Annotated in this window: 20 protein-coding genes and 3 pseudogenes; 18 read left to right on the plus strand and 5 right to left on the minus strand. The window is 38.5% G+C overall.

The genetic code is table 11. The annotated features are described in order from the left end of the window. Nucleotides 1-167: 167 nt before the first annotated feature. The 3 genes and pseudogenes from DWX73_RS09195 to DWX73_RS15560 form a co-directional block, all read left to right on the plus strand. Nucleotides 168-911, plus strand: a complete 744-nt coding sequence (locus DWX73_RS09195) for a DUF3037 domain-containing protein (protein WP_118348506.1) — start codon at nucleotides 168-170, stop codon at nucleotides 909-911. A 229-nt stretch (nucleotides 912-1,140) separates the two neighbouring features. Then, nucleotides 1,141-1,380, plus strand: a complete 240-nt coding sequence (locus tag DWX73_RS09200; protein WP_242996789.1) for a hypothetical protein — start codon at nucleotides 1,141-1,143, stop codon at nucleotides 1,378-1,380. Between the two features lie 86 nt (nucleotides 1,381-1,466). Continuing rightward, nucleotides 1,467-1,583: pseudogene (locus tag DWX73_RS15560) on the plus strand (type II toxin-antitoxin system RelE/ParE family toxin); the annotation flags it as partial. Between the two features lie 124 nt (nucleotides 1,584-1,707). Here DWX73_RS15560 and DWX73_RS09210 read toward each other — a convergent pair. Continuing rightward, nucleotides 1,708-2,736, minus strand: coding sequence for a LacI family DNA-binding transcriptional regulator (locus tag DWX73_RS09210; RefSeq protein WP_118348508.1), 1,029 nt, complete (start codon nucleotides 2,734-2,736; stop codon nucleotides 1,708-1,710). A gap of 223 nt (nucleotides 2,737-2,959) precedes the next feature. Here DWX73_RS09210 and DWX73_RS09215 point away from each other — a divergent pair, with 223 nt between their 5' ends. From DWX73_RS09215 to arsM, 7 genes are all read left to right on the plus strand, one after another. After that, nucleotides 2,960-3,898, plus strand: a complete 939-nt coding sequence (locus DWX73_RS09215; protein WP_118348509.1) for an ABC transporter permease — start codon at nucleotides 2,960-2,962, stop codon at nucleotides 3,896-3,898. An 11-nt stretch (nucleotides 3,899-3,909) separates the two neighbouring features. Beyond that, the gene (locus DWX73_RS09220) at nucleotides 3,910-4,806 is read left to right on the plus strand and encodes a carbohydrate ABC transporter permease (protein ID WP_118348510.1); all 897 of its coding nucleotides are present in this window, start codon (nucleotides 3,910-3,912) and stop codon (nucleotides 4,804-4,806) included. A 15-nt stretch (nucleotides 4,807-4,821) separates the two neighbouring features. Continuing rightward, nucleotides 4,822-6,513 (plus strand): ABC transporter substrate-binding protein, encoded by a 1,692-nt coding sequence (locus tag DWX73_RS09225; RefSeq protein WP_118348511.1) that lies wholly within the window; start codon nucleotides 4,822-4,824, stop codon nucleotides 6,511-6,513. Between the two features lie 3 nt (nucleotides 6,514-6,516). After that, entirely contained in the window at nucleotides 6,517-7,983 is a 1,467-nt protein-coding gene (locus DWX73_RS09230; RefSeq protein ID WP_118348512.1) for a glycoside hydrolase family 32 protein, read from the plus strand. A gap of 15 nt (nucleotides 7,984-7,998) precedes the next feature. Further along, complete coding sequence (locus DWX73_RS09235; protein ID WP_118348513.1) at nucleotides 7,999-8,949, plus strand: carbohydrate kinase family protein; 951 nt, start codon at nucleotides 7,999-8,001, stop codon at nucleotides 8,947-8,949. A 360-nt stretch (nucleotides 8,950-9,309) separates the two neighbouring features. Beyond that, complete coding sequence (locus tag DWX73_RS09240) at nucleotides 9,310-10,509, plus strand: cation:proton antiporter (RefSeq protein ID WP_118348514.1); 1,200 nt, start codon at nucleotides 9,310-9,312, stop codon at nucleotides 10,507-10,509. A 3-nt stretch (nucleotides 10,510-10,512) separates the two neighbouring features. Continuing rightward, complete coding sequence (arsM, locus tag DWX73_RS09245; RefSeq protein WP_147611939.1) at nucleotides 10,513-11,292, plus strand: arsenite methyltransferase; 780 nt, start codon at nucleotides 10,513-10,515, stop codon at nucleotides 11,290-11,292. A gap of 83 nt (nucleotides 11,293-11,375) precedes the next feature. On the opposite strand, the gene DWX73_RS09250 is transcribed toward arsM, so the two are convergent. After that, complete coding sequence (locus DWX73_RS09250) at nucleotides 11,376-11,666, minus strand: hypothetical protein (protein WP_118348516.1); 291 nt, start codon at nucleotides 11,664-11,666, stop codon at nucleotides 11,376-11,378. A 190-nt stretch (nucleotides 11,667-11,856) separates the two neighbouring features. Here DWX73_RS09250 and DWX73_RS09255 point away from each other — a divergent pair. Beyond that, nucleotides 11,857-12,617 (plus strand): annotated as a pseudogene (locus DWX73_RS09255) (TatD family hydrolase). Nucleotides 12,618-12,641: 24 nt separating this feature from the next. Beyond that, a pseudogene (rsmA, locus tag DWX73_RS09260) lies at nucleotides 12,642-13,516 on the plus strand (16S rRNA (adenine(1518)-N(6)/adenine(1519)-N(6))-dimethyltransferase RsmA). A 129-nt stretch (nucleotides 13,517-13,645) separates the two neighbouring features. Here rsmA and DWX73_RS09265 read toward each other — a convergent pair. Genes DWX73_RS09265 through DWX73_RS09270 form a run of 3 tightly spaced genes read right to left on the minus strand, consistent with a single transcriptional unit; the run spans nucleotide 13,646 to nucleotide 17,092 of the window. Next, on the minus strand, nucleotides 13,646-14,872 hold the full coding sequence (locus DWX73_RS09265; protein ID WP_242996792.1) for a helix-turn-helix transcriptional regulator: 1,227 nt from the start codon (nucleotides 14,870-14,872) through the stop codon (nucleotides 13,646-13,648). Between the two features lie 59 nt (nucleotides 14,873-14,931). Beyond that, the gene (locus DWX73_RS14075) at nucleotides 14,932-15,324 is read right to left on the minus strand and encodes a response regulator (RefSeq protein ID WP_242996793.1); all 393 of its coding nucleotides are present in this window, start codon (nucleotides 15,322-15,324) and stop codon (nucleotides 14,932-14,934) included. A gap of 28 nt (nucleotides 15,325-15,352) precedes the next feature. After that, complete coding sequence (locus tag DWX73_RS09270) at nucleotides 15,353-17,092, minus strand: sensor histidine kinase (protein ID WP_118348518.1); 1,740 nt, start codon at nucleotides 17,090-17,092, stop codon at nucleotides 15,353-15,355. A 232-nt stretch (nucleotides 17,093-17,324) separates the two neighbouring features. On the opposite strand from DWX73_RS09270, the gene DWX73_RS09275 reads away from it, so the two are divergent. The 6 genes from DWX73_RS09275 to DWX73_RS09300 all read left to right on the plus strand — a co-directional run bounded on the left by DWX73_RS09275 (nucleotide 17,325) and on the right by DWX73_RS09300 (nucleotide 25,033). After that, nucleotides 17,325-18,971, plus strand: a complete 1,647-nt coding sequence (locus DWX73_RS09275) for an extracellular solute-binding protein (protein WP_118348519.1) — start codon at nucleotides 17,325-17,327, stop codon at nucleotides 18,969-18,971. A gap of 81 nt (nucleotides 18,972-19,052) precedes the next feature. After that, nucleotides 19,053-19,943 (plus strand): ABC transporter permease, encoded by an 891-nt coding sequence (locus tag DWX73_RS09280; RefSeq protein WP_118348520.1) that lies wholly within the window; start codon nucleotides 19,053-19,055, stop codon nucleotides 19,941-19,943. Nucleotides 19,944-19,956: 13 nt separating this feature from the next. After that, on the plus strand, nucleotides 19,957-20,850 hold the full coding sequence (locus DWX73_RS09285; protein ID WP_118348521.1) for a carbohydrate ABC transporter permease: 894 nt from the start codon (nucleotides 19,957-19,959) through the stop codon (nucleotides 20,848-20,850). A gap of 30 nt (nucleotides 20,851-20,880) precedes the next feature. Then, a complete protein-coding gene (locus DWX73_RS09290; RefSeq protein ID WP_118348522.1) occupies nucleotides 20,881-22,569 on the plus strand; it encodes a right-handed parallel beta-helix repeat-containing protein in 1,689 nt (562 codons plus the stop codon). Between the two features lie 159 nt (nucleotides 22,570-22,728). Continuing rightward, on the plus strand, nucleotides 22,729-24,096 hold the full coding sequence (locus DWX73_RS09295) for a citrate/2-methylcitrate synthase (RefSeq protein ID WP_118348523.1): 1,368 nt from the start codon (nucleotides 22,729-22,731) through the stop codon (nucleotides 24,094-24,096). Nucleotides 24,097-24,100: 4 nt separating this feature from the next. Then, nucleotides 24,101-25,033 (plus strand): alpha/beta hydrolase, encoded by a 933-nt coding sequence (locus DWX73_RS09300; RefSeq protein ID WP_118348524.1) that lies wholly within the window; start codon nucleotides 24,101-24,103, stop codon nucleotides 25,031-25,033. The last annotated feature ends 120 nt before the right edge of the window (nucleotides 25,034-25,153 follow it).

The raw sequence follows: 25,153 nt of genomic DNA on the forward strand, positions 1-25,153 counted from the left end.
ATCGTGATACAATAATAGAACTTATTGACATTATTCCGGAAGAATGGAAACCTAAACAGAAAGATATTGTTGAACTTATAAACTATATTCTATATAGAGTCGATAATTTAGCTGTGATAATATCCACGATTTTGACATATAATAATAGATAGGAAGGAGGAAATATTATGTACAACATTGAATATGCAGCATTGAATTATTATCATTCGCCTATATCAGATGAGTGCTTGTGCATAGGTGTATTATTTCACAATGTAACAACAGGACAACGTGATTTCAAATATATTTCCAATTTCCAGCGTTTTCATGCTTTTGATGATGAGGCGGATATAGATTTTGTTAAGCTTTACTTACGAGGAATTAAAGATGAAGTTGAGACTTCTGTTTTTAATTTTAACAAAGAATTTGATGTGACTTCATACATTAGAGTGTATGCAAATGAATTTAGATTTTCGTCCGTCAAGAAGATTTCTGTGAATGAAAACGAGAATTATGTTGAGGATTTATCAAAAATATATTTGAAATATGATTTAGCAAAATCACAGAGATTAAACAGTAATGAAGAAAAGAAATTAATCCGTAGAGTGCTTGAGTCAAACAATCTTGAATATACTACTCAAAAGGTAGCTGGACCATATAGCGATGAAATTTCCTTTGATTATCAAGTTGGAAATGTATGCATTAAGATGTTCTCATTTAAAGGAAAAAATTTAAAGAGAGTTATTGGAAGTGCTAGACAATGGTCTTTCATAGCTGACGAGTTGAGCAATCAGAAGAAAGTGTTATTCATATATGATTCAGATTATGAAGATATGAGCAATCTTGATATAATAATTAAGATGCTATCAAAGAATGCGAAAGTTCTGAAGTTGGATGATGGAATGGATTATATTTTGAAGCAATGTTCGTAGAACTAAAGCCGTAGATGATGTCTGCGGCTTTTTTGCTGTGCGTCTAGCGGCACACGTTTCTAATGGGTGAAAGTCCCTAATCCGCCCTAGTAATGGGAAGGATATAGCCAAGATCAAGAGTGTCCATTGTGAAATGGAATCTGAAAGAAGGTGCAAATCTCTGGTCTGATGAATAGAAATCACATCAGGCAGGCGAAAGGCACTTACTAGATCAGAACAAGAATTACTTTTGAATTATTTACAAAATAGTGAGCTGTATAAACATTGGTATCCGATTTTGCCGGTATCGAGCATACAACACGACAATCACGGGATTTCAGGTATTGCTCTCAGTATGCCTGCAATTGTCGGAAAAGATGGTATAGAAGGAACAGTTCCGATCAGTTTGAACAGCCAGGAAGAAGAAGCGATGCAACATTCGGCGGAGACATTAGAAAATATAATCCAGGAAAATCTTCTATCTACGTAAATTAAAAAGTGAATAACGATTAAGCCAAAGGCGGAGCGCTTTAGCTTACAGTAAATTTGCACTATCAATCATTACAAATGTATTGAAATAGAATTAATTTTTTAAGACATCGATATTTTATGCTTTATAGAATCGAAGAAAATTTGGTGTTCATAGATAATATATTTCATGAACTTCAAGACTACGAAAACCAAATGATATAAAATCGAAATAAAGGAAAAGTATATTCATACAAAACAGACCACCGGCTAAGTGATATGATACCTTCAAGTAGGATACCAAAGCCGGTGGTCTTGTTTCATTAAAATACGAATCTCTCGGTCGAATTTAGTCATCAGTTGTTTCACGACGAATTAGGACAGGCGTAATTTGTCTGTGAATAGGTTCTTTTAATGGTGTCGGTTTTCTTTTTTTCATTTCATTCATTTGAAGAACTAAAAGTTCTAAAGCAGATTTTGCGATTTTATCAATTTGCTGACCGATGGTTGTAATTGGGATGATTGCTTCGTTGGCAATTGGAGAGTTATCGAATCCAACAATTTGATAATCTTCCGGCAGTTTTCCGTATTTTTGGAAAATTAGATTTAGAAAAATATTGGCATAAGTGTCATTCGCAAGAAAGACGCCTTTTTTCTTATCGGGATAAGAGCTATCAATCTGTTCAAATACCTTTCGGATTGCATTATAAGTTGTTTCATAATTATAACCAAGATCTTGAAGCATTAAATGATACGGAATATTGTATTCTTTACAAGTATCTTCAAAGCCCCTGATACGATTATAAGAAGGGATCTGCTTAGGGACAGGAACATTTACATGGATGAGGATATCGCATTGATTTCGTATCAAAAGATTAGTTGCCTGCACAGCCCCCATATAATTGTCCGTATTTACACTGCAGATGTGTTCTGCTTCCCGCTCAATTGCAACTATTGGAATATGATAAGAAGCAAGTTCTTTTGAAGAGAAGGTATGGCTTAATATAATGAGCCCTTCGATTTTATATGCCATCAGTTCATCTAAATATTGCTGTTCTAATTCTTTCTTATCGCTGCTTACAAAAACAAGAAATTTATAATGATAATCTGAATAGCTGGATAAAATTTGATTTAACATTTCAGAATAATAGTGAAGATACAGATTAGGTATAATGATTCCAATAAATTCACTTTTTCCATTTGCTAATACTTTTGCAAGTTTATTTTCTTGATAACCCAGTTCTTCTAATGCTTTTGCAATTTTTTCTTGATTCTCCAGGGTTAGAGAGTCAGGCTGATTAAAATATCGTGATATTGTGGTTTTTGAAAAATTAGTATATTTTGCAATATCTGCAAATGTTACATTCTTTTTACCCATAATTTAAAACTCCTGTACTATAAACTTCTTTTAGTATATCAAGAAGAAAAGGAAAAAGCAATGTAAAAATAACTGGTTATGTAACCGGTTATTTTTTAGTGGGAATATTGGAATTAATATTGACATTCTTAATATTATTGTGTACTATTAAGTCAGAAAGTAACCGGTTACTTTACCAGTTACTTAATCGGCTTAGAAATGAGAAAATGGAGGAAGAATTGAAATGAGAGCAGTTACAAAAAAGAAAGCTGTTTCTAAAAAGCAAACGTTTGCACAGAAATTAAGCTATGTAAAGAAAAATTGGCAGCTATATCTGTTTTTTTTGATGCCGGCACTTCTTTTGACAATTATTTTCAAATACATTCCTATGAGTGGGGTATTGATTGCATTTGAAGATTATAATGTCATAGATGGAGTTTTCGGCAGTAGGTGGGTAGGATTAGAGTACTTTAGAAGATTTTTATCATCTCCGGATTTTATGAATTATCTATTGAATACTTTGAAACTAAGTGTTTATGGATTGTTGTGGGGATTTCCGGTACCGATTATTCTTGCATTGCTATTAAATCGTATTCGCAGAGCCGGAATAAGAAAGAAAATTCAATTATTAATCTATGCTCCGAATTTTATCTCTGTAATTGTTTTATGTGGAATGGTCCGTATGTTTCTTTCCCCTGTCGGTCCGATCAATGGAATATTAGGAATTGAAGCTAACTGGATGACAATGCCGGAATCTTTTCGAACAATCTACATTGCGAGCAGCATCTGGCAGACGGCTGGCTGGTCATCTATTATGTATACCGCGGCATTATCGAATGCGAGCAAAGATTTAGAAGAAGCGGCAATTGTAGATGGTGCAAATATTTTTCAGCAGATTCGCTATGTCGAACTTCCGGCGATTAAAAATATTATTGTAATTCAATTTATTTTGCAGGCAGGAAATATTATGAGCATCGGATTTGAAAAGGCGTTTGCTTTACAGACAGATATGAACTTGCCTGCATCAGAAATTCTTTCTACATATGTATATCGAATCGGACTTTTAAATGGAGATTATGGCTATTCAACAGCAGTTGGATTGTTTAACTCTATTATCAATGTAATTTTATTGATTGCGGTAAACTGGATTGTAAAAAAATTGAATGATGGAGAAGGATTATAGGAGGTCTCAGAATGGAAACGAAAAGAAAAATGAAGCTTGGAACATCTGATAAATTGCTTCTGGGATTTGGATATCTTATACTTGGAATCTTTGTTCTTGCAGTAATAGTTCCGCTTGTATATGTTGTTGTAGCTTCTTTTATGGATCCAAACGTATTGAATAGTCAGGGAATCAGTCTGAATTTTAAAAACTGGACATTGAATGCATATCAAAGAGTGTTGGAAAATGAAATGATATGGAGAGGATTTTTAAATTCTTTCTTTTACTCAGTAGCATTTACAGTGATTTCGGTTTTTGTGACAATGCTGGCAGCTTATCCAATGTCAAAAAAAGAATTTGTAGGAAGAAAATTTTTCAACGCACTTTTTTTGATTACAATGTTCTTTGGAGGCGGATTGATTCCAACATTTATTTTGGTAAATCAGCTGCATATGGTTAATACAATTTGGGCAATTTTGCTTCCGGGTGCATTTAATGTATGGAATATGATTTTAGCAAGAACGTACTATCAATCTATTCCAAAAGAATTACGGGAAGCTTCAGCAATTGACGGTTCAAATGAAATACAGCATTTCTTTAAAATTATGCTGCCGGTATGTAAGCCGATTCTTGCGGTATTAGCATTATGGTCTTTTGTCGGAATGTGGAATAGTTATTTTGACGCTATGATCTATTTGAATGATGCTGATTTGCAGCCGCTGCAGTTAGTATTGCGATCTATTTTAGTTCAGAATACACCGCAGCCTGGTATGATTGCTGATATTCAAAGTACAGCAGAAATGGCAAAAGTTGCAGAACTTCTGAAATATGCAACGATTGTAGTATCCAGCCTTCCACTATTGATTATGTATCCATTTTTCCAAAAATATTTTGATCAGGGAATTATGGTTGGTTCAGTGAAAGGGTAATAGGAGGAATTGAAAATGAAGAAAAGAATAAAGTCAATAGTTGCACTAGGTCTTTCTTTGATGTTGATGATTTCAGCAGCAGGATGTGGAAAAAGAGAAAGAATGGAAGCTGAAATTGATCCAGATACTCCAATTGAAGAAGTTTCATTTCCTTTGAAAGAAAAAGCAGAGTTGTCATTCATTACAAACGCACCGGCAACATCTACGCAGGAACCAAATGAAAGAGCTATTTTTAAAAGATTAGAAAAACAGACAAATGTACATATTGATTGGACATGTTTTGTTGCAGATCAGTTTGCAGATAAAAAGAATCTTGCGCTTGCACAATTTGGAAATCTTCCGGATGGGTTATTTAATGCGGGAATGAATGACTATGACATATTACGTTATGCGAAACAGGGAATTATTATACCTGTTGAGAAATTAATTGATAAATACATGCCTAATTTGCAGAAGGTTTTTGAAAAATATCCAGAGTATCGAACCATGTGTACGGCTCCTGACGGGCATATCTATTCTTTCCCATGGATTGAACAGTTAGGGGAAGGAAAGGAAGCCATTCAGGCAATTGGCAATATTCCGTATATTAATAAAAAATGGTTGGATTATTTAGGATTGGAAATACCGAAATCAACAGAAGAGTTGGAAGAAGTGTTGATTTCATTCAGAGATCATGCAGAAGAGCTAGAGGAAGAATTTGCTATCGAGGGAAAGGTAATCCCAATGTCCTTTATCATTAATAATGGGGATCAGGATCCTGGAATTTTAATCAACGGATTTGGTGAAGGGTATGGAGATACGGGAGACCATTTTGCAGTAACTGATGAAGGAAAAGTAATATATACGACTGTACAAGAAGGATATAAAGAAGGTATTAAATGGCTGCATGGGCTTGTGGAGCAAAAATTGGTAGATCCAGAAGCTTTCACACAGGAGTGGTCTACTTATGTAGCGAAAGGAAAAAGTCATCGCTATGGACTTTGTTTTACATGGGATATTTCAAACATTGATAATTATGAAGATTATGTGATGCTTCCGGCATTGGCAGGATCGGATGGTCTAGTCAATGTAACACGGCAAAACAATAGTGAAACGAGTGGATTTGATCGAGGAAGATGTGTTTTGACAACAAGTTGTAAAAATACAGCATTAGCAGCCGCCTGGATTGACCAGATGTATGCTCCGCTCCAATCTCCACAGAATAACTGGGGAACTTATGGGGAAAAAGATTCTTTTAACATTTTTGAAATGACAACAACAGAAACCGGAGAAAAAATGTTGAAACATATGGATCTTGGAGGAGAATCACCGGTAGAAGTAAGAGAAGCTCAATCCGTAAATGGTCCACTGGCAATATTAAATGAATATTATGATGTATATGTGACACAACCGGCAGATGCAAAATGGCGTTTAGATAATATGCATGAAACATATCTAAAAGATATGCATAGTAAATATGTGTATCCAAATGTATTTATGAGCATTGACGATACAAATAAAGTGTCACAGTATGATACAGATATAAAAAAATATGCGGAGCAGAAAAAAGCAGACTGGATTTTGAACGGAAACATTGAAGAAGAATGGGATAGCTATTTAAAGAAAATGGAACAGTATGGTCTGTCTGATTATCTGGCAATAAAACAAAAATATTTTGATCAGTATCAAGCGTCTTTAGCAAATGAAGATTTAGCAGAAAAGGAGTAAACTATGAAAGATGAATTAAAGAAAGCCCGGGAATATGAAAGAGAAGCGCAAAAAAGAATTCCAGAGGGTGAAAAACCTTTATTTCATGTGACACCGCCGATTGGATGGATGAATGATCCGAATGGATTTTCTTTTTATCAAGGAAAGATACACCTGTTTTATCAGTATCACCCTTATACACGAGACTGGGGACCTATGCATTGGGGACACAGCGTTTCAGAAGATATGATATCTTGGGAAATGATGCCGGCAGCCATGGCGCCGGATCAAGAATATGACAGAATGGGCTGCTTTTCAGGAAGTGCAATTGAAAAAGACGGAAAGCATGTACTTGTTTATACCGGAGTAAGTAAACAGAACATGCCGGATGGTACAACGGAAGAACGACAGAATCAGTGTATTGCCTATGGAGATGGAATAACTTATAATAAATATGAGCATAATCCGGTAATTACAGGTGATATGCTGCCAGAAGGATGCAACCGTATTGATTTTCGCGATCCGAAAGTGTGGAAAAAGGGAGATACTTATTATTTAGTCGTAGGAAATAAAAATAAAGACCAAAAGGGACAAGTGGTTCTTTTTTCAAGTGATGATCTGGAAAACTGGAAATTTGAAACGGTATTAGCAGAAAACACCACCGGAAAAATAGGAACAATGTGGGAATGCCCTGATTTCTTCGAATTAGATGATTCCTATTTTTTGATTTGTTCGCCACAAAATATGAAAGCGGAAAAATATAAATTTCACAATGGTCATAATTCCGTATATTTTTCAGGAAAATATAATGAAAATACACATGAATTTCAAAAGGAAGAAGCAAAGCTATTAGATTATGGCTTAGATTTTTATGCACCGCAGACAACAGAACTTCCGGATGGGAGACGTGTTTTAATCGCATGGATGAAATCCTGGGATGCAAATATGATACCAGATGATCAAATATGGCAGGGAATGATGACATTACCGAGAGAATTACGATATAGAAATGGTATATTACTGCAATCTCCAGTGGCTGAATTGAAAAATTATCGTAAGAATGAGTGCAATATTGAAAATCAAAAAATTTCCGGCAGAGTTCAACTTGAAGGGATAAAGGGAAGAATATTAGACCTTACCGTAGAGATTAAAGCAGGCGAATTTGATTGTTTTGGCATAGAATTGGCTCACAATAAAGAATATACGACAACCTATACATATAATAGGAAACAAGGAATTATGGAGGTGGATCGTACTTATTGTGGTGTGACAAAAGACGTAGTATGTCAGAGAACGTGGAAGCTGCCGGAAGAAGGAGAAAACCTAAAACTCCGGTTTATCATGGACAGACAGTCGATAGAGTTATTCATTAATGAGGGAGAACAGGTTGTAACAACTGCAATTTGTACGCCACAGGAAGCAGATGAGATTGAATTTTTCTGTGATGGTATTGCCACGATTAATGTAGAAAAATATGATATTATACTTTAAAATGGAGGAAATCAAATGGATGTAGTAGCATTGGGAGAATTACTGATTGATTTTACAGAAAATGGGGTTAGCAGTCAGGAAAATCAGATTTTTGAAGCAAATCCAGGCGGTGCTCCATGCAATGTGCTTGCAATGTTAAACAAGTTGGGAAAGAAAACAGCATTTATAGGCAAAGTGGGAAACGATCAATTTGGTACACTGCTTCGTAAGACATTAAATGAAGTCGGGATTGATACATCAAATCTTTTTACAGACGATGAAGTAAATACAACACTTGCATTTGTTCATACACTGGAAGATGGAGATCGGGAATTTTCTTTTTACCGTAATCCGGGAGCGGATATGATGTTGACAGAAGACGAAATTGATGAGGAGTTCCTTTCACAGGCGAAAATCTTCCATTTTGGGACATTGTCTATGACACAGGATGAGGTTAGAGCAGCAACAAAGAAAGCTGTGAAGTCAGCAAAGCAGAGTGGGGCACTAATTTCATTTGATCCCAATTTACGAGAGCCGTTATGGAGTTCATTAGAACTGGCAAAAGAGCAGATGGAGTATGGATTTTCTCAATGCGATATTTTAAAAATATCAGATAATGAGATACAATTTGTATCCGGAAAAGAAGATTACGATGAAGGAATTAAATACCTTCAAGAAAAATATCAGATTCCATTGATTTTGCTGACAATGGGAAAAGAGGGAAGTCGTGCGTATTACAAAGGGATGCGAGTAGAGCGCAGTGGTTTTTCTGTGAAAACGATCGAAACAACAGGCGCCGGAGATACATTTGGCGGGAGTGCGCTGAATTATATATTAGAGCATGATTTTTATAATCTGACAGAAGAACAATTGGGAGAACTTTTAGTATTTGCAAACGCAGCGGCAGCGCTTGTCACAACAAAAAAAGGTGCGCTTCTGGCAATGCCGGAACGTAAGGAAATCGAAAGAATTATGTTAGATAAATAGCGGACAAGATGTAGATAACAGTTGGATGTGTCATAAATGGTACACCCAGCTGTTTTTTTATAAATATAATCAGCGGAAAAGGATATCTATGTTCGTGATATAGAGATTGCCTTTTATTCTTAGAAGAATTACGTTATAATAAAATCAAAATAATCTGTTTGGCAAACCGAGGGTATTTATTCAGATACAATGTTTCCAAATGATTTGAGACCGGAGGAAAATCACGGATATAGAACAAAATATCGGGGGTAGAGAATCGTTACACAAATTGTATGATAAATACTTATAAAGGCTGATGATTTCTGCGGTAAATGCTCATGCAGATATTGTCAGCTTTTCTATATTTAGAGGAGGAGTTTTATGTTATTGAGCATTGCATTGATTTTGCTTGTAGGTATGTCTATGGGCTGGATATGCAGAAAAATTAAGTTACCGAGTTTGCTCGGGATGTTGTGTACAGGTATTATTCTTGGACCGTATATGTTAAATTTATTGGACGAAAGTATTCTTGGAATATCAGAGGAACTTCGTAAAATTGCATTGGTGATTATTCTGACAAGAGCAGGACTGGGATTGGATCTCTCCGGGCTGAAAAAGCTTGGACGGCCTGCAGTTCTTATGTGTTTTATTCCGGCTTCTTTTGAAATTGCAGGGGTATTATTATTTGCTCCAAAATTGATGGGCTTAACACTATTGGAAGCTGCCATTATGGGAGCAGTTCTTGCAGCAGTTTCTCCGGCAGTTGTTGTACCAAGAATGGTTAAGTTAATGGATGAAGGGTATGGAGTAAAAGAAGGCATTCCGCAGTTAATTCTTGCAGGCGCTTCAGTAGATGATATTTATGTTATTGTTTTATTTTCTACTTTTACCGGAATGATGCAAGGTAAAGGCGCTTCTGTTATTAATTTCCTGAATATTCCTATTTCTATCGCGGGTGGAATTGCAATAGGGTTATTTGCCGGAATTTTGTTAGCTTATTATTTCAAAATGGTTCATATACGAGATACTTCAAAAGTATTGATGATTTTGAGTATTTCATTTGTCCTTATAACAATAGAAGATAAATTAACGACAGCAATTACATTTTCTGCGTTGATAGCAATTATGTTTATCGGAATAGGATTACAGAAGAAAAGAGAAGTTGTTTCAAAAAGACTTTCTGTGAAGTATGAGAAATTGTGGGTAGCTGCGGAAATATTCTTGTTTGTATTAGTTGGGGCAACGGTAAATATCGGATACTTGGGAAAAGTCGGGTTGAAAGCATTTGCTGTCATGATAGGCGCGCTTTCACTTAGAATGTTTGGTGTATTTCTGTGCCTTCTTGGTACAAGTCTGAAGAAAAAAGAAAGAATATTTACGATGCTGGCATATACGCCAAAGGCGACTGTTCAAGCTGCGATTGGAGGAATACCATTAGCGCTTGGATTTTCCTGTGGTGATATAGTGCTTACCGTTGCCGTACTTGCAATCGTATTCACAGCGCCCATCGGGGCATTGGTAATTGATTTATCATATAAAAAACTATTAAAATATGATAAGATAAAGGACGAAAGAACGTAGAGTATCGGGAGGGATGAGCATTTGATTCAAGATAGAGTAAGAAATGATTATAGTAAAATAGCGGTGGAGAATCACGAAGAAAGTATTTTAATACAGAAAGATTCCTCAGAGGATGTTTCGGCAAGTGTAGGATATACGGAAGAAGATCTGGCAATGGCTCCGGAGGGAGCGAATCTTGGGTTGGGGTGTGGGAATCCACATCGGAAAGCGTACATTCAGCCGGGAGAGATTGTGCTTGATCTGGGCAGTGGTTCTGGTCTGGATTGCTTTATTGCAGGAAAAACAGTTGGTAGAAGAGGACGGGCAATCGGAGTTGATATGACACCGGAAATGCTGTCGAGAGCGAGAGAGATTGCCAGGAAGAATAAGATTCGCAATGTAGAATTTCGATTAGGAGAAATCGAGAATCTTCCGATTGCAGATCAGACGGCAGATGTATGTATTTCTAATTGTGTAATTAATCTGTCGGAAGATAAACGCAGAGTATACCGTGAAATTTATCGCGCACTGAAGCCGGGAGGACGCATTTCTATCTGTGATATTGTAATTATGAAGGAACTAACAGAGGAGATGCGAGAAGATGAAGCAATGCATTCTTGCTGAGTGTCGGGAGCATCTTCGGTAGAAGAATTAGAAAAAATAATTCAAATGGCAGGATTTGAAGAGATTGAAATTATGACAAAGCCTGTTTCCAGAGAATATGAAGAACGATGGGGAAGGACACTGTCGATTGGAGAGTATATTATGTCGGCAGCGATTACTGCCCGGAAGCCATTCGTATAAGTCAATTACAAAGAGGAGCTTTATCCGAAATAAAAAAATGTTGAAATGGATTTTGTAAGGAATCCATTTCAACATTTTTGTAGTTAGCTTAACTGTACTTCTTTTGCTTCTTCCGGTTTGAATTCGTTGTATAAATCGTAGATGTTATGTCCTGTAGATTCTCCGAGAACACGTCCTTCTAAAGAGTAGCAACGGATGAAACGTTTCGGGTCGATAGATGACCAGTGTTCAATATCCCAGCTCATATATCCGTCAGCGTCAGATTTCTTTTCATTTAAGATTAAGTCAACCTGGCGTCCGGCAACCATAATATCGATCAATCCTTTTTCATCCAGTTCTAATTCTGTTTTGTTTACTGTGTCATATACTTTCATATTCTATTCCTCCACTATCTTTTCCGCGCTTGCAGTAAATTTCCGTAGCGTGGTCTCTTTTCGAGATGATTCTATATTGAATTATAGTATGTTTTCTCCTATAATACAAGGTAGTTTTTGTAAAAAGCGAAAGCTTGCCAAAGTGTTTCATGACGCATTGGTGCCTTTCGCGGAAAGGCGGATTAGAAGAATGATATTTGACAGTCATGCACATTATGATGATGAGCAGTTTGATGAAGATAGAGAACAATTATTAAATACAATGAAAGAACATGGAGTGGGAACGATTGTTAATATTGGGGCGACACTTCGTTCTTGCGAGACAACACTTGCATTGGCGCAAAAATATCCATTTATGTATGCTGCGCTTGGAGTACATCCGGATGAGGTCGGTGATCTGAATGAAGAGACATTTGCCTGGCTGAAAGAGCAGTGCCGGAACGAGAAAGTTGTAGCAGTCGGAGAAATTGGACTTGATTACTATTGGAACAAAGAAGCGAAAGAGATGCAGGAGAAATGGTTTATCCGACAGCTTGAACTTGCGAGAGAGCTTCAGCTTCCATTCTCTATTCACAGCCGGGAGGCCGCGGAAGATACGATGCGGATTATGAAGGAACACGCAGCAGGTCTTAGGGGTGTCATTCATTGTTTTTCTTATTCTCCGGAACAGGCGGAGGAATATGTAAAGATGGGATATTATATTGGCGTTGGGGGCGTTGTCACGTTTAAGAATGGCAAGAAGCTCAAAGAGACAGTTCGGCGAATTCCGTTGGAGCGGATTCTTCTGGAAACCGACTGTCCGTATCTTGCACCGGAGCCGAATCGGGGCAGACGAAATTCTTCTATCAACCTTACATATGTGGCGGAAGAGATTGCAAGAATCAAAGAAATCAGTTATGATGAAGTAGTAGCCAGACAGAGAAAAATGCCCGGGAATTATTTGGAATTTAAAGAGAAAAGGAGTTCAGTTTATATATGCCAGAACCAACATTGGGTAATCCACAAAATACAATTGCAGTGCTGCAGAAATATAATTTTTCATTTCAAAAGAAGTTTGGTCAGAATTTTCTGATCGATACGCATGTGCTGGATAAGATCATAAGGGCGGCAGAGATTACAAAAGATGATTATGTGTTGGAGATCGGACCGGGAATCGGTACGATGACGCAGTATCTCGCCAATGCAGCCAGAAAGGTAACGGCTGTGGAGATCGACAAGTCGCTGATTCCGATTCTTGCAGATACATTACAGGAATATGATAATGTTTCTGTTATTAATGAAGATGTGCTGAAAGTGGATATTGCAAAGCTTGCACAGGAGGAGAATGACGGCAGACCGATTAAAGTTGTGGCGAATCTTCCATACTATATTACAACACCGATCATTATGGCTTATTCGAGAGTCATGTGCCGGTAAAGAGTATTACGGTTATGGTGCAGAAAGAGGTGGCAGACCGTATGCAGGTGGGACCGGGAACAAAGGATTACGGAGCGCTTTCTCTGGCGGTACAGTATTATGCGAGACCATATATTGTGGCAAATGTTCCGCCGAATTGTTTCATGCCGCGGCCGAAGGTTGGATCTGCGGTTATCAGACTGGAGCGCTATGAGGAGCCGCCGGTACAGGTAGAAGATGAACACTTGATGTTCCGCATCATTCGCGCATCATTTAATCAGCGAAGAAAGACTCTCGTAAATGGACTTGTGAATTCCACGGAGATTTCTTTTGGGAAAGAGGAGATCATCTCCGCAGTTGAGAAGCTGGGGAAAGGGCCATCTGTGCGTGGAGAGGCGCTGACGCTGGAAGAATTTGCGACATTAAGTAATTTTATGAGTGAAATGAGAAGATAATATGATGCGATAGAATCAAGAGAAAAATCGCATTACAAGAGAGAAAAAACAGCAGTTTTCCGGACAGAGTGTTCTGTCGATAGGAATACTGCTGTTTTTATTATATAATTTTGTCTTATGCAGATATGTTTATTCATTTGCAGGAAGTTCTGTCATAGATTCATGATAATGAATACGCTGGTATTCACTAGGGGTAATTCCAACAGATTTCTTGAAGACAAGGGAGAAATACTGTGGACTGTCGAAACCGATCGCTGCGGCAATTGCCTGCATGGAATCGCTGCTTGTGGAGAGCAGATATTTGGCTTTTGCAATCCGTTCCTGGTAAATATATTCCGAAAGTTTTACGCCGGTACTCTGTTTAAACAATCTGGAAATATATGTTTCATTATAGTTTACAATAGCGGATAAAGATGAAAGTGAAATGGACTCGGAAAGATGTTCTTTAATATAGTCTTTAATCTTTCGAATGACAGTTTCGCTTTTATCGCTCGCATTTGCAGAAAGAAGATCAAACATATGTTTTGAAAATTCTTTTAGATAGCGAAAGGCTTCCTCCCATGTTGTAAATTCGGCAAGATGATAGAGCGGATATACGGCAATCCGGGCTGCCAGTTTTTCCTGCAGATGATATAGACTGATATGCGAGATCAGCGCTGTGGAAATGCATAGATAAATGTGTATTGCATCGAGAGAATGCATACTTTTCAGGGTGCAGCATTCTTTGGCAAGCTGGTCAAGTGCTTTATAGTATTCTGCAGGAGTGTTCTGGTATAAGGAGAAAGAAAGCGCCTGCAGCTGGCGTTCTGTTTGCCCTTTTGCATCCGGAGAAGTTTTTGGAAGAAGATTGGAGGCTTCTTTTTTTGTGTATACTGTGACCGAAGAAGAAGGCCAGTTGGTTTTCAGGTTTTGGATTTCCGGATGCTGGATCAGCTGATAATAGGTATTAGATACTTGATTCCATTTTACAGCATCCGGATAGAGAATAAGATTTAGGTTCCAGTGAAGTACAGTTACGCTGTAATTCATAAGGTCTTCTGCAAAGCCTTTTAAAAATGCCAGTTCACTTTGAACAGCATTGCGGAAATCGTCATTAGGCTGAAAGAAAAGAAGCATACGGCCATGTTTCAGATTCAGTACGGAAGAACAGAAAGAACCGTTTAACAGCTTTTCGATCGGGCCGAGATAAGCCAGGATCAGAGAAGACAGATTTGACTGATATTCGTCAATTGTTCGAAGGTGAACAGACATATATCCCATATAGACCGGCTTAGAAAGGTCCAGTTGGAAATCTGATCCGGTCAGCTGGAGTTCGTTTTTCATGTGAGTCAGATCGTGGCCGGATACAAGCTCCATCAGGATGTTTTGCTGGAGCAGATGTGTCAGCAGCCGGTCTTTGTTCCTGGCGTCATTAATCAGGACGCTGTCTGTGATTCCTGGTTGATGAGATCGATATGTTTTTGAATCTCCGTGAGGATCGTCTCGTCTGATTCTGTTTTTAGAAGGTAAGAGGTCGAGGCAAAATGGTTTGCCTGATATACATATTCAAAATTATCATAGGCTGTCAAAAAAATAATATGACAGCGCGGCCAGCTGGATTTCACTTTTTTTGCCAGTTCAAGACCGGTGCATCCCGGCATGTGAATATCCAGCAAAATGAGATCGATTTTTGTTGCGGAAAGTATATTCAGAGCCTCCGGTGCAGAGTAAGCTTTTTCGATATAAACTTCCTCTTTGATATTTTCTTCTACAAGAGATAATAAGTAATTTACAATATAGTGTTCGTCATCAACAATGAGTATATTCATGTCACTTCTCCTTTAAAGATGATGTAATTTATATGTTTGTCCGCAATGTGATTTCTACACAGAGTCCTCCAAGATCTGAACGGCGGACTTTGAGGGAATCTTTATAATTTGAGAAGATATTTAGTCTTCGCTGAATGTTTAAAATACCGGACATCTCGATTCCGGAAGAGGAAATGGCTGTAGCTGTCAGTTGTTGTGTCAGATATTTTAATGTCTCATCAGTAAGTTCATCTCCGTTGTCTTCGATGCGGATTATGAGATGCTCTGTATCTGTGAGAAAACTCATATGAATATATCCGTCCGCCAGTTTGTTCGTCAAACCATATTTGAAAGCATTTTCAAGAATTGGCTGAAGAACCAATTTTGGTACCGGAATCTTATGAAATTGTTCCGGCAGTGGTTCCAGCTCAATACGAATACGCCCTTCAAAGCGAAGTCCCTGAATATAAGAATAATTAGTTACATTTTCATATTCTTCCCGGAGTGTCACATTATCCATGCTGTTTTTTGTGATATAGCGGAAACAGGAGGCCAGCGCGCTTGCGACTTCCTGGGCAACATCCGGATCAAATCGAATCATTCGTTGAAGCATGAAGAAGCTGTTGTAAAGAAAATGAGGATTGATCTGAGCCTGAAGCTGTTTCATTTCTGCTTTTTGTAAAAGAAGTTTCTGATTATAATCTTTTTCAATTAGCTGTTCCAGTTTTTCAGCCATATCATTAAACGCATTAAAAAGATAAGCGAAATCGTTGCTCTCGGCAGGTGAGATTCTTACATGAAAGTTCCCCTGCTCCACTTGATCAAAGGCTTCTGTCAGTTTAATGAGAGGGCGGTGAACCATGCGGTAAATTCCGGCAAAAAAGATCAGACATGCAGTAATAATCAATACAAAAAGCGCAAACATCAGGAAGTAGCTGTATTGGATTGTTGGCATAAGCGCTGCAGTTGGGATTAAACGAATGTAGGTTCCGCCTGAATAGCTGGTATTGCTTGCAAAAGCAACATAAGGTGTACCGTCCAAAGTGACTTCTTCGTATGCAGCTTTTTTGGTAAATTCATGTCGGAATACAAAATTGCGTGTTTCCAACGTATTCGTATTCGGAATATTTGAAAGGGAAAATCCATTTTCCAGCCGGAAGAAATACAGCTCTCCCGGAAAGGAGATATTATCATCCATATATTTTTTCAATTCCTGTTGGGAAATAACCATACTGACTGCATATGGGCGGGAAGAAGTTAGAGGCGCCAGAAATACAGACAGCTCATATTTCCCGGTTTCAGGGTTAATATAGTATTGGATCAGTCCATGGTTAGAAGTCATATTGTGATAGAACGTGTTTTCTTTTTCGGAAAGGGTCTGATAGCTTCCGAATTTATAGCCGGCAGAATTCAATACAAGATTATGATCAAATAAATAGGCGTGTGTTGACTTCAATAGTGGATTTGTAGAAGCAATGTTGGAGAGCTGATCCCGGAGCAGATTGATCCACATAGATTTTTCATATGGAGAAAATGAATTATACATTACGGATAGATCGCGGAGAACATCCTGTTCCAAAATATTCAGGTTGGCAATGTAAATTTGTTTCAGATCTGTGTCAAGGTGCCCGATATAAGTGTCATTTGTTGTTTTAATTCCACTTAACTGATGCTCTTTCTGCTTTACATTCTGAGAATGAAGATACCATGCACTAAAAGAAGTGAGAGGAATCAAGACAATAATAAATAGTATGATAACTTTTTTTAATAAAGAATTTGGATTTTTCATAGCTGTCTCCTGAGTTTTGTATAATCTACGGAAAAAGTATATCATGCCGGAAAATGTAACGCAAAGTTCTTTAGTTATAATATCTTGCAATACTTATAAAAAATTGACATGATTGTAAAAAGAAGATAAAAAATTGAAAAAATGTAAAAATATTTGCTATATATTTGCTAAATATTTTTTTAGAATAGGCATTAGAAAAAGAAAGGCGACTCGTGGGAAAGGAGTAAAGTGTATGAAAAAGAGAAAACAGGCGCTGGCATTTCTTCTGGCAGGCTGTATGGCATTCGGTATGACTGGCTGTATGACAAAAGGAGAAGATAAGAGCGCAAACAAAAAAGGAGAAACACAGAAAAAGGTAGAGGCTCCGGAAGGACCGCTTGAAAAATACAGTGAGACAGTGAAAATCTCTACTGTACTTCCGGAAAATGCCGGTATTCAGTGGCAGGAAGGCGACAGCTACGATGACAACCCGTGGTATCGCGCTTACAAAGAAAGACTGAATATTGAAGTAGTAAATGACTGGGTATCAAATGATTATTCAACAAAATTGAACCTGACAATCGCAGATGGAAATCTTCCGGATGTATTCTGTGTAAATGGACAGCAGCTTCAGCAGCTGATCGAAGCAGATTTGATCTGGGATATGACAGAGTCTTTTGATAAATATGCTTCTGATACATTAAAAGGTTACATGGAATCAGAGAGTGATACATATGAGACAGGTAAAAAAGACGGAAAATTATACGGTATTCCACAGTTGACATATGGAATCATTGATCAGCCATATCAGGTATGGGTTCGTCAGGACTGGGCAAATCAGGCAGGACTGAAAGACATCAAGACAGTAAAAGATATGGAAGAACTCGGAAAGAAATTCATGGCACAGGGAAGCAAATATGCATTTACAGAAGACCAGAGTCTTGACTGTATGTTTGCAATGGCGCCGGCATGGGGCGCTCATCCTGGTATCTGGGTAGAAGGTGAAAGCGGAGATCTTGAGTACGGATCTGTTCAGCCACAGATGAAGGACGTTCTGACAACATATGCACAGTGGTATAAAGATGGACTTCTGAATGCAGAATTCACAACAACAGATATGGACAAAATGTTCCAGGGCTTCATCAATGGCGAAGTAGGAATCATGCCTTATGCACAGTGGGTTGGATATAATCCGGGACCGGACGTGATTTCAAACCTCGGAGCAGAAGCTGTTATGGATGCTTATGCAATTCCGTCAGCAAACGGTGAAGAAGTGAAATCAAGCATTATGTATTCCAACCTAGGATATGTTGTCGTAAGCAAGAAATGCCAGAATCCGGAAGCAGCAGTGAAACTGTTAAACTTCTATGCATATATGATGGATGAAGCACAGGGCAAGGAAGATACGAAATTTATTGACAGCCTGTTCAACAATGCGTATACAAATATTCCATATGCACTTCGTGTAATCAATCCGATGACAGACTACAATCAGTTTGAAAAAGTAACATCTTATCTGGAAAAATACCAGAATGGAGAAGAAGTAGATTCAGCAGAACTTGGAAAAGATGCTGTTAAATATGAACACTGTGTACAGTGGCTGAAAGAACAGTCTCCGGAAGCAGTAGGAGACTGGTTACAGCAGGGAAGTCCAAAATCAGCATATCGTATTTCAAAAGAAGTGATCGACAATGAGCAGTATATTAAAGATGCTTACTGGGGACAGCAGGTAGAGACACTTCTGAATTCAGGAAGTACATTGGACGATATCTTAAAAGAAGGATTTACAAAGATTATCGTAGGTGAAGAACCGATTGAATACTTTGATACACTCGTAGAAAACTGGAAATCTGCAGGTGGAGAAAAAGCTACAGAAGAAGTAAACGAATTATGTAAATAATATGTAAAGAAAGGATGTCCCTAAGTACTAAGGAGCAGCTTAGCAAGGGATATCCTTTCTTGTTAAGAAGGAGACTATCATATGCGTTCAAAATTAAAAAAACAATGGCAGTATCATCTCATGCTGATTCCGGGAGTCATTCTTGTATTCATTTTCAGTTATATCCCACTGTATGGTTTGGTCATTGCTTTCCAGAAATATAATCCGGGTATGGGCTTTTCCTCACCGTGGGTAGGTTTTGATAACTTTAAGTACTTATTTAGCCAGCCGGTATTTCTGCGTACGATCTGGAATACATTTTATATTGCGTTCTTTAAGCTGGTAGGCGGAATTGTTGTTCCGGTATTTTTCGCATTATTATTAAATGAAGTTATTTCAAATAAACTGAAACGTACATTCCAGACATTGATCTATATTCCAAACTTCCTGTCATGGGTTATTATGGCAGGTGTTTTGATGGACTTGCTGGCAAAAGACGGAGCATTTAATCAGATTCTTTCGGCGGTAGGGCTGCCGACGATTAATTTCCTCGGAAGCATTAAGGCATTCCCGTGGACGATGATCGTCAGTGATATTTGGAAAGGATTTGGATTCGGAACAGTTGTATATCTTGCAGCATTGACAAGTATTGATCCGGGATTGTATGAATCTGCAATTCTCGACGGAGCTACAAGATGGCAGAGAATCCGCTACATCACAATTCCGCTTCTGCTTCCAACGATTATCCTGATGACAGTGCTTGCCCTCGGAAGTGTTCTGAATGCAGGATTTGACCAGATTTTCAATATGTATTCCCCAATCGTATATGAGACAGGTGATATTATTGATACATATGTATACCGTCTAGGTATTCAGCAGGCACAATACTCTGTAGGTGCGGCAATTGGATTATTTAAATCAGCAGTATCCTGTGTCATGGTCGTAACATCATATGTTCTTGCAGATAAACTCGCAGGATATCGGATTTTCTAGAAAGGGGAAGAACATGCACGAGTATAAAACAAAAGCAAATACAATTTTTAATGTAATCAATGTTACTTTCTTAATTCTCGTTTCACTGACATGTGTACTTCCATTTGTTCATTTATTGGCAGTTTCATTCAGTGGAAGCGCTGCGGTAAATGCAGGCAAGGTTGGGTTACTGCCGGTTGATTTCACTGTGTCAGCTTATGCATATGCATTAAAAGGCGGGAAATTTTTAAGAGCATTGCTGATTTCTCTGGAAAGAGTTGTGCTTGGTGTCGGATTAAACCTTGTATTAATGGTAATTACAGCATATCCACTGTCAAAAACAAGTAAAAAAGTATCCGGAAGAAATATTTACATGGCATTTTTTGTGTTGACAATGTTAATCAGCGGTGGTATGATTCCGACTTACTTAGTTGTTACAAGACTGGGATTAAAGGATACCATCTGGTCATTGATTCTGCCGGGTGCACTTCCGGTTTACAATATGATTATCCTTATGAACTTTATGAGAGGAATTCCGGAAGAAATGGAAGAGGCGGCAGCCATTGACGGTGCAACGCCATTCCAGATTCTTATCAAAGTGATTCTGCCGGTATTAAAACCGGCGCTGGCAACCGTCGGACTGTTCTGTATTGTTTCACATTGGAATGACTGGTTTAGTGGAATGATTTATATGAACAATCCGGATAACTATCCATTACAGACATATCTGCAGACATTGCTTCAGAATTTCGAGCAGATTCTTCAGCAGGAAGGCTCAGGAGATATTCAGCGTCTTCTTGTGCAGATGAATGCCAGAACAGGACGTGCAGCACAGTTATTCCTCGGAGCGATTCCGGTTATGCTGATCTATCCGTTCCTGCAGAAATATTTTACAAAGGGACTTGTGCTTGGAAGTGTAAAAGGTTAGTGGAAGTTCCGGACAGGAGTATAATTTAAAATGAGACAGATTCAGGTAAAGGAATTTCAGATTCTCCCGGGAGATTTCCGGGAGAATACATTGAAGTTAAGAAAGCTTCTGGATGAATGCCGCGCCTGCGAAGAAGAGACAGAAATTCTCTTTGAAGAAGGCGTATATCACTTTTATCCGGATTATGCAGAAGAAAAACTATTATATATTTCAAATCACGATGAGGATACGATCAAGAAGATTGCCTTTGATCTGACGGGCTGCCGCAATTTGACATTGCGTGGAAATAAGACGGAATTTAGATTCCATACAGACATTCTTCCGTTTTATATTCATTCATGTGAAAATGTGACTGTTGAAGGAATTACGATTGATTTCCAGCGGACGGGATATTCTGAGGCAGTGATTCGGGAACTAGAACCAAAGCGCATGGTAATGGAAATCAATAAAGAAGAATATCCGTACGAGATTCTTCACGGAAGGTTATTTTTCCGGGGAGAGAATTTCTTCTGTGAGATGACTCATGGGTGTCTGGAAATGGATGCAGAGCGCATGGCGCCGGTGTACATGGGACATGACATTAGCTTTAATCGTCCATATTCATGGTCTTACGGCGCGGTATTTAAAGAACTCTCAGAAGGACTTGTGGAAGTTACGCTAATGGGCGACAGAGAATTTCTGAAAACTTCAAAAGTTGGAAATCATTTGATCCTGCGGCATCACGCCCGGACACATCCGGCATTTTATGTGATATATAGTAAAAATACGGTGTTAAGAGATATTATGCTTTATCATTGTACCGGAATGGCTGTGATTGCACAATTTGATGAAAATCTTACGATGGAACGGTTTGATATCAGGATTCATCCGGTAAAAAAACGTGTTTTCACTGTAACAGCAGATGGATTCCATTGTATTTACTGTAAAGGACAGATTTTGATTAAAGACTGCTTCCTTGAAAATCAGCTGGATGATCCGGTAAATATTCACGGTATTTACGGACGTATCCACAAAGTGCTTAGTGACAGCGAAGTTCTTGTGGAACTTGTGGAAGGAATGCAAAAAGGAGTGCCGCTTGGAAAATCCGGTGAGACGTTTGGTGTGATCAACAATGAAACAATGCTGGATGTATCAGCGGAAGTGCTTGCAGAACATAAAATGCTGAACCGAGATTATCAGTACATGAGATTTGCAAAACCGGTAAAAGGTTTGCAAGAGGGCTTTGTTGTGGAGAACAAAGATTATGCTCCGGATGTTCTTGTGGAAGGATGTACATTCCAGAATAACCGGGCAAGAGGATTGCTGCTCACAAGTGCGGGGGAAGTAATTGTGCGGGATAATACATTCCGCTCGGCAGGGGCAGCAATTTTAATCGAGGGGGATTCAAATTACTGGTTTGAATCCGGTGCAACGAAATCAATTCTTCTTGAGAAAAACCGCTTTATTGATTGCGCCTATGTACCTGACTGGGGCGAGGCGCCGATCCAGGTGTCCCCAAGCGCTAAAAAATATGAGGATGGTGTGAGATATCATAAATATCTTGAGATCCGCGACAATGATTTTTATTGTTTTGATGACCGTCTTGTTTCCGCTCAGAACATTGAAGAAATCTGCATGTACGGAAACCGGATTCATAAAACAGACAGTTTTGAACCGATTCCGGGTGAAAAAATGAAATTGGAAGGCGTTCTCAGAGTCACAGACCAACCGCATAGATAGTGTAAAATAATAAAATTTTTAGATTTGTAACAAATATTTAATCCTGTGTTTTCTTGTATTATGAACTTCAATTTAGTATAATAAAGTAACTTAGCAGCAGAGAAGTCAGAATTTTCTGACTTTGATGGTTTACTTGATTAGAAGAAAGGGGAGAAGCATATGCCAGAAACACAGGATATTTTATTTGATATAACACCGGAGATCCGGAAATATGCAGAATTGTGCAATACGAGCAATGCAATTGAACGGGAGCTTTACACAAAGTACGACGTCAAGCGAGGACTGCGTGACCTGAATGGTAAAGGTGTTCTTGCAGGACTTACGAATGTATCAGATGTTCGGGCAAAGAAGATTGTGGATGGAGAAGAAGTTCCGTGTGAAGGAAATCTCTATTATCGTGGTTATAGTATTCGTGATCTCGTGGCAGGATTTCGAAAAGAGAATCACCCCGGCTTTGAAGAGATTGCATATTTACTGTTGTTTGGCGAACTGCCGAACAGAGAACAATTGAAAGAATTTCAGCAGACTCTCGTTGACAGAAGAACGCTTCCATCTAACTTTGTACGGGATATTATTATGAAGGCTCCAAGCAAAGACATGATGGTAAGTATTTCCAGATCGATTTTGAACCTTTATTCCTATGATCCGAAGGCAGATGAAACCGATACAGAGAATGTACTGCGTCAATGTCTGAATCTGATCAGTCAGTTCCCGATGCTGATGGTTTACAGTTATCATGCATATAATTACCGGCAGGGCAACGATCTGTTTATTTACGCTCCATCGAAAAAGCTCTCTATGGCGGAGAACATTTTGATGATGCTTAGAGAGGATAAGAAATATACGACATTAGAAGCAGAGATTCTCGACATGGCGCTTGTGCTTCATATGGATCATGGCGGCGGTAATAACTCAACTTTTACTACGCATGTAGTAACTTCGTCAGGTACAGATACCTACTCGACTTTTGCGGCAGCGATGGCATCTCTAAAAGGACCGAAGCATGGAGGTGCGAATATTAAGGTTACGTCGATGTTTGAAGATATGAAGGAACATTTGACAGATTGGGAAGATGAAGAACAGATTTGTGCTTATCTGGAAGCTTTACTTGATAAAAAAGCTTTCGACCGGAAGGGATTGATTTATGGAATGGGGCACGCTGTCTATTCTATTTCCGATCCGAGAGCAGATATTTTCAAATCCTTTGTTGGACAGCTTGCAAAAGAAAAAGGATACGAAAAGGAATATGCTCTTTACCAGAAAGTAGAACGTCTTGCACCGAAGATTATCGGAGAGAAACGAAAGATTTATAAAGGTGTAAATGCCAATATTGATTTTTACAGCGGGCTTGTGTATCGTATGCTGAATCTTCCGAAAGAATTGTATACACCGATTTTTGCAGCAGCCCGTATTGTAGGGTGGAGTGCTCACCGGTTAGAAGAACTGAAGAATGTAGATAAGATTATTCGTCCGGCTTATAAATCACTTGCACCACATCGAGAATATATAAGAATGGAAGACAGATAGTAATATGAAATCAGAATTTTTTTATCCATCCAGTGATGGAGTGACTTCAATCCATGCCATCGAATGGATTCCTACACAAAAGCCAAAGGCGGTGCTTCAGATCAGTCATGGGATGGTAGAATATATTGGACGATATGATGAATTTGCAGAGTATTTGTGTGAGAAAGGATTTTATGTTGTCGGTCAGGATCATCTGGGACATGGAAGGTCTGTGTCAGGAGAAGGAGGACACGGATATTTTCATAAAGAAAAGGGAAATGAATATGTAGTTGGAGATATTCATAAACTGCGCCAGAGGACGAAGGAGATTTACCCGGATATTCCGTATTTTTTGCTTGGACATAGTATGGGATCGTTCCTGACAAGACAGTACATTCAAATGCACGGAAGCGGATTGTCCGGTGTGATTATTATGGGAACAGGGTATCACGGAGCTTTCGAACTTCAGATGGGGCGGCTGCTCTGCCGTGCGATTGCAGCGGTAAAAGGAGATCGCTACAGAAGCCGCCTTGTGAATAATCTTGCTTTTGGAGGGTATAACAGAAAATTCCATCCGGCAAGAACAGAAGTAGACTGGCTTACGAAAGATACAGAAATTGTAGACCGGTATCGGAAAGATCCGTGGTGTACCTTTTTATTTACTGTGAATGCCTATTACCATATGTTTACCGGAATGCTGCAGCTTACAAAAAAACAGAATGTAGAAAAGATACCGAAGAAGCTTCCGATTCTTTTTGTGGCAGGAGCAGATGATCCTGTTGGTAACTTTGGGAAAGGTGTGGATAAAGTATATCGACAGTACAAGCGTGTGGGGATAAAAGATGTTTCGCTCAAGCTATATCCCGGTGACCGGCATGAGATTCTGAATGAGACGGATCGGCAGCAGGTCTATGAAGATATAGGGGAATGGCTGTTAAAAATTTTACAAGAAATATAATTTATAAAAATGGGGCTGTCGGTTAATACCGATTTTTAGCTTCTAAATCTTAAAATAAGAATCTCCTGTAGAAATCAGTGTTTTTATACCTGATTTTCTACAGGAGATTCTTATTTTTTT

Origin of the sequence: Coprococcus sp. AF21-14LB (assembly GCF_003458885.1) — a bacterium.
GTDB lineage: Bacteria > Bacillota > Clostridia > Lachnospirales > Lachnospiraceae > UBA9414.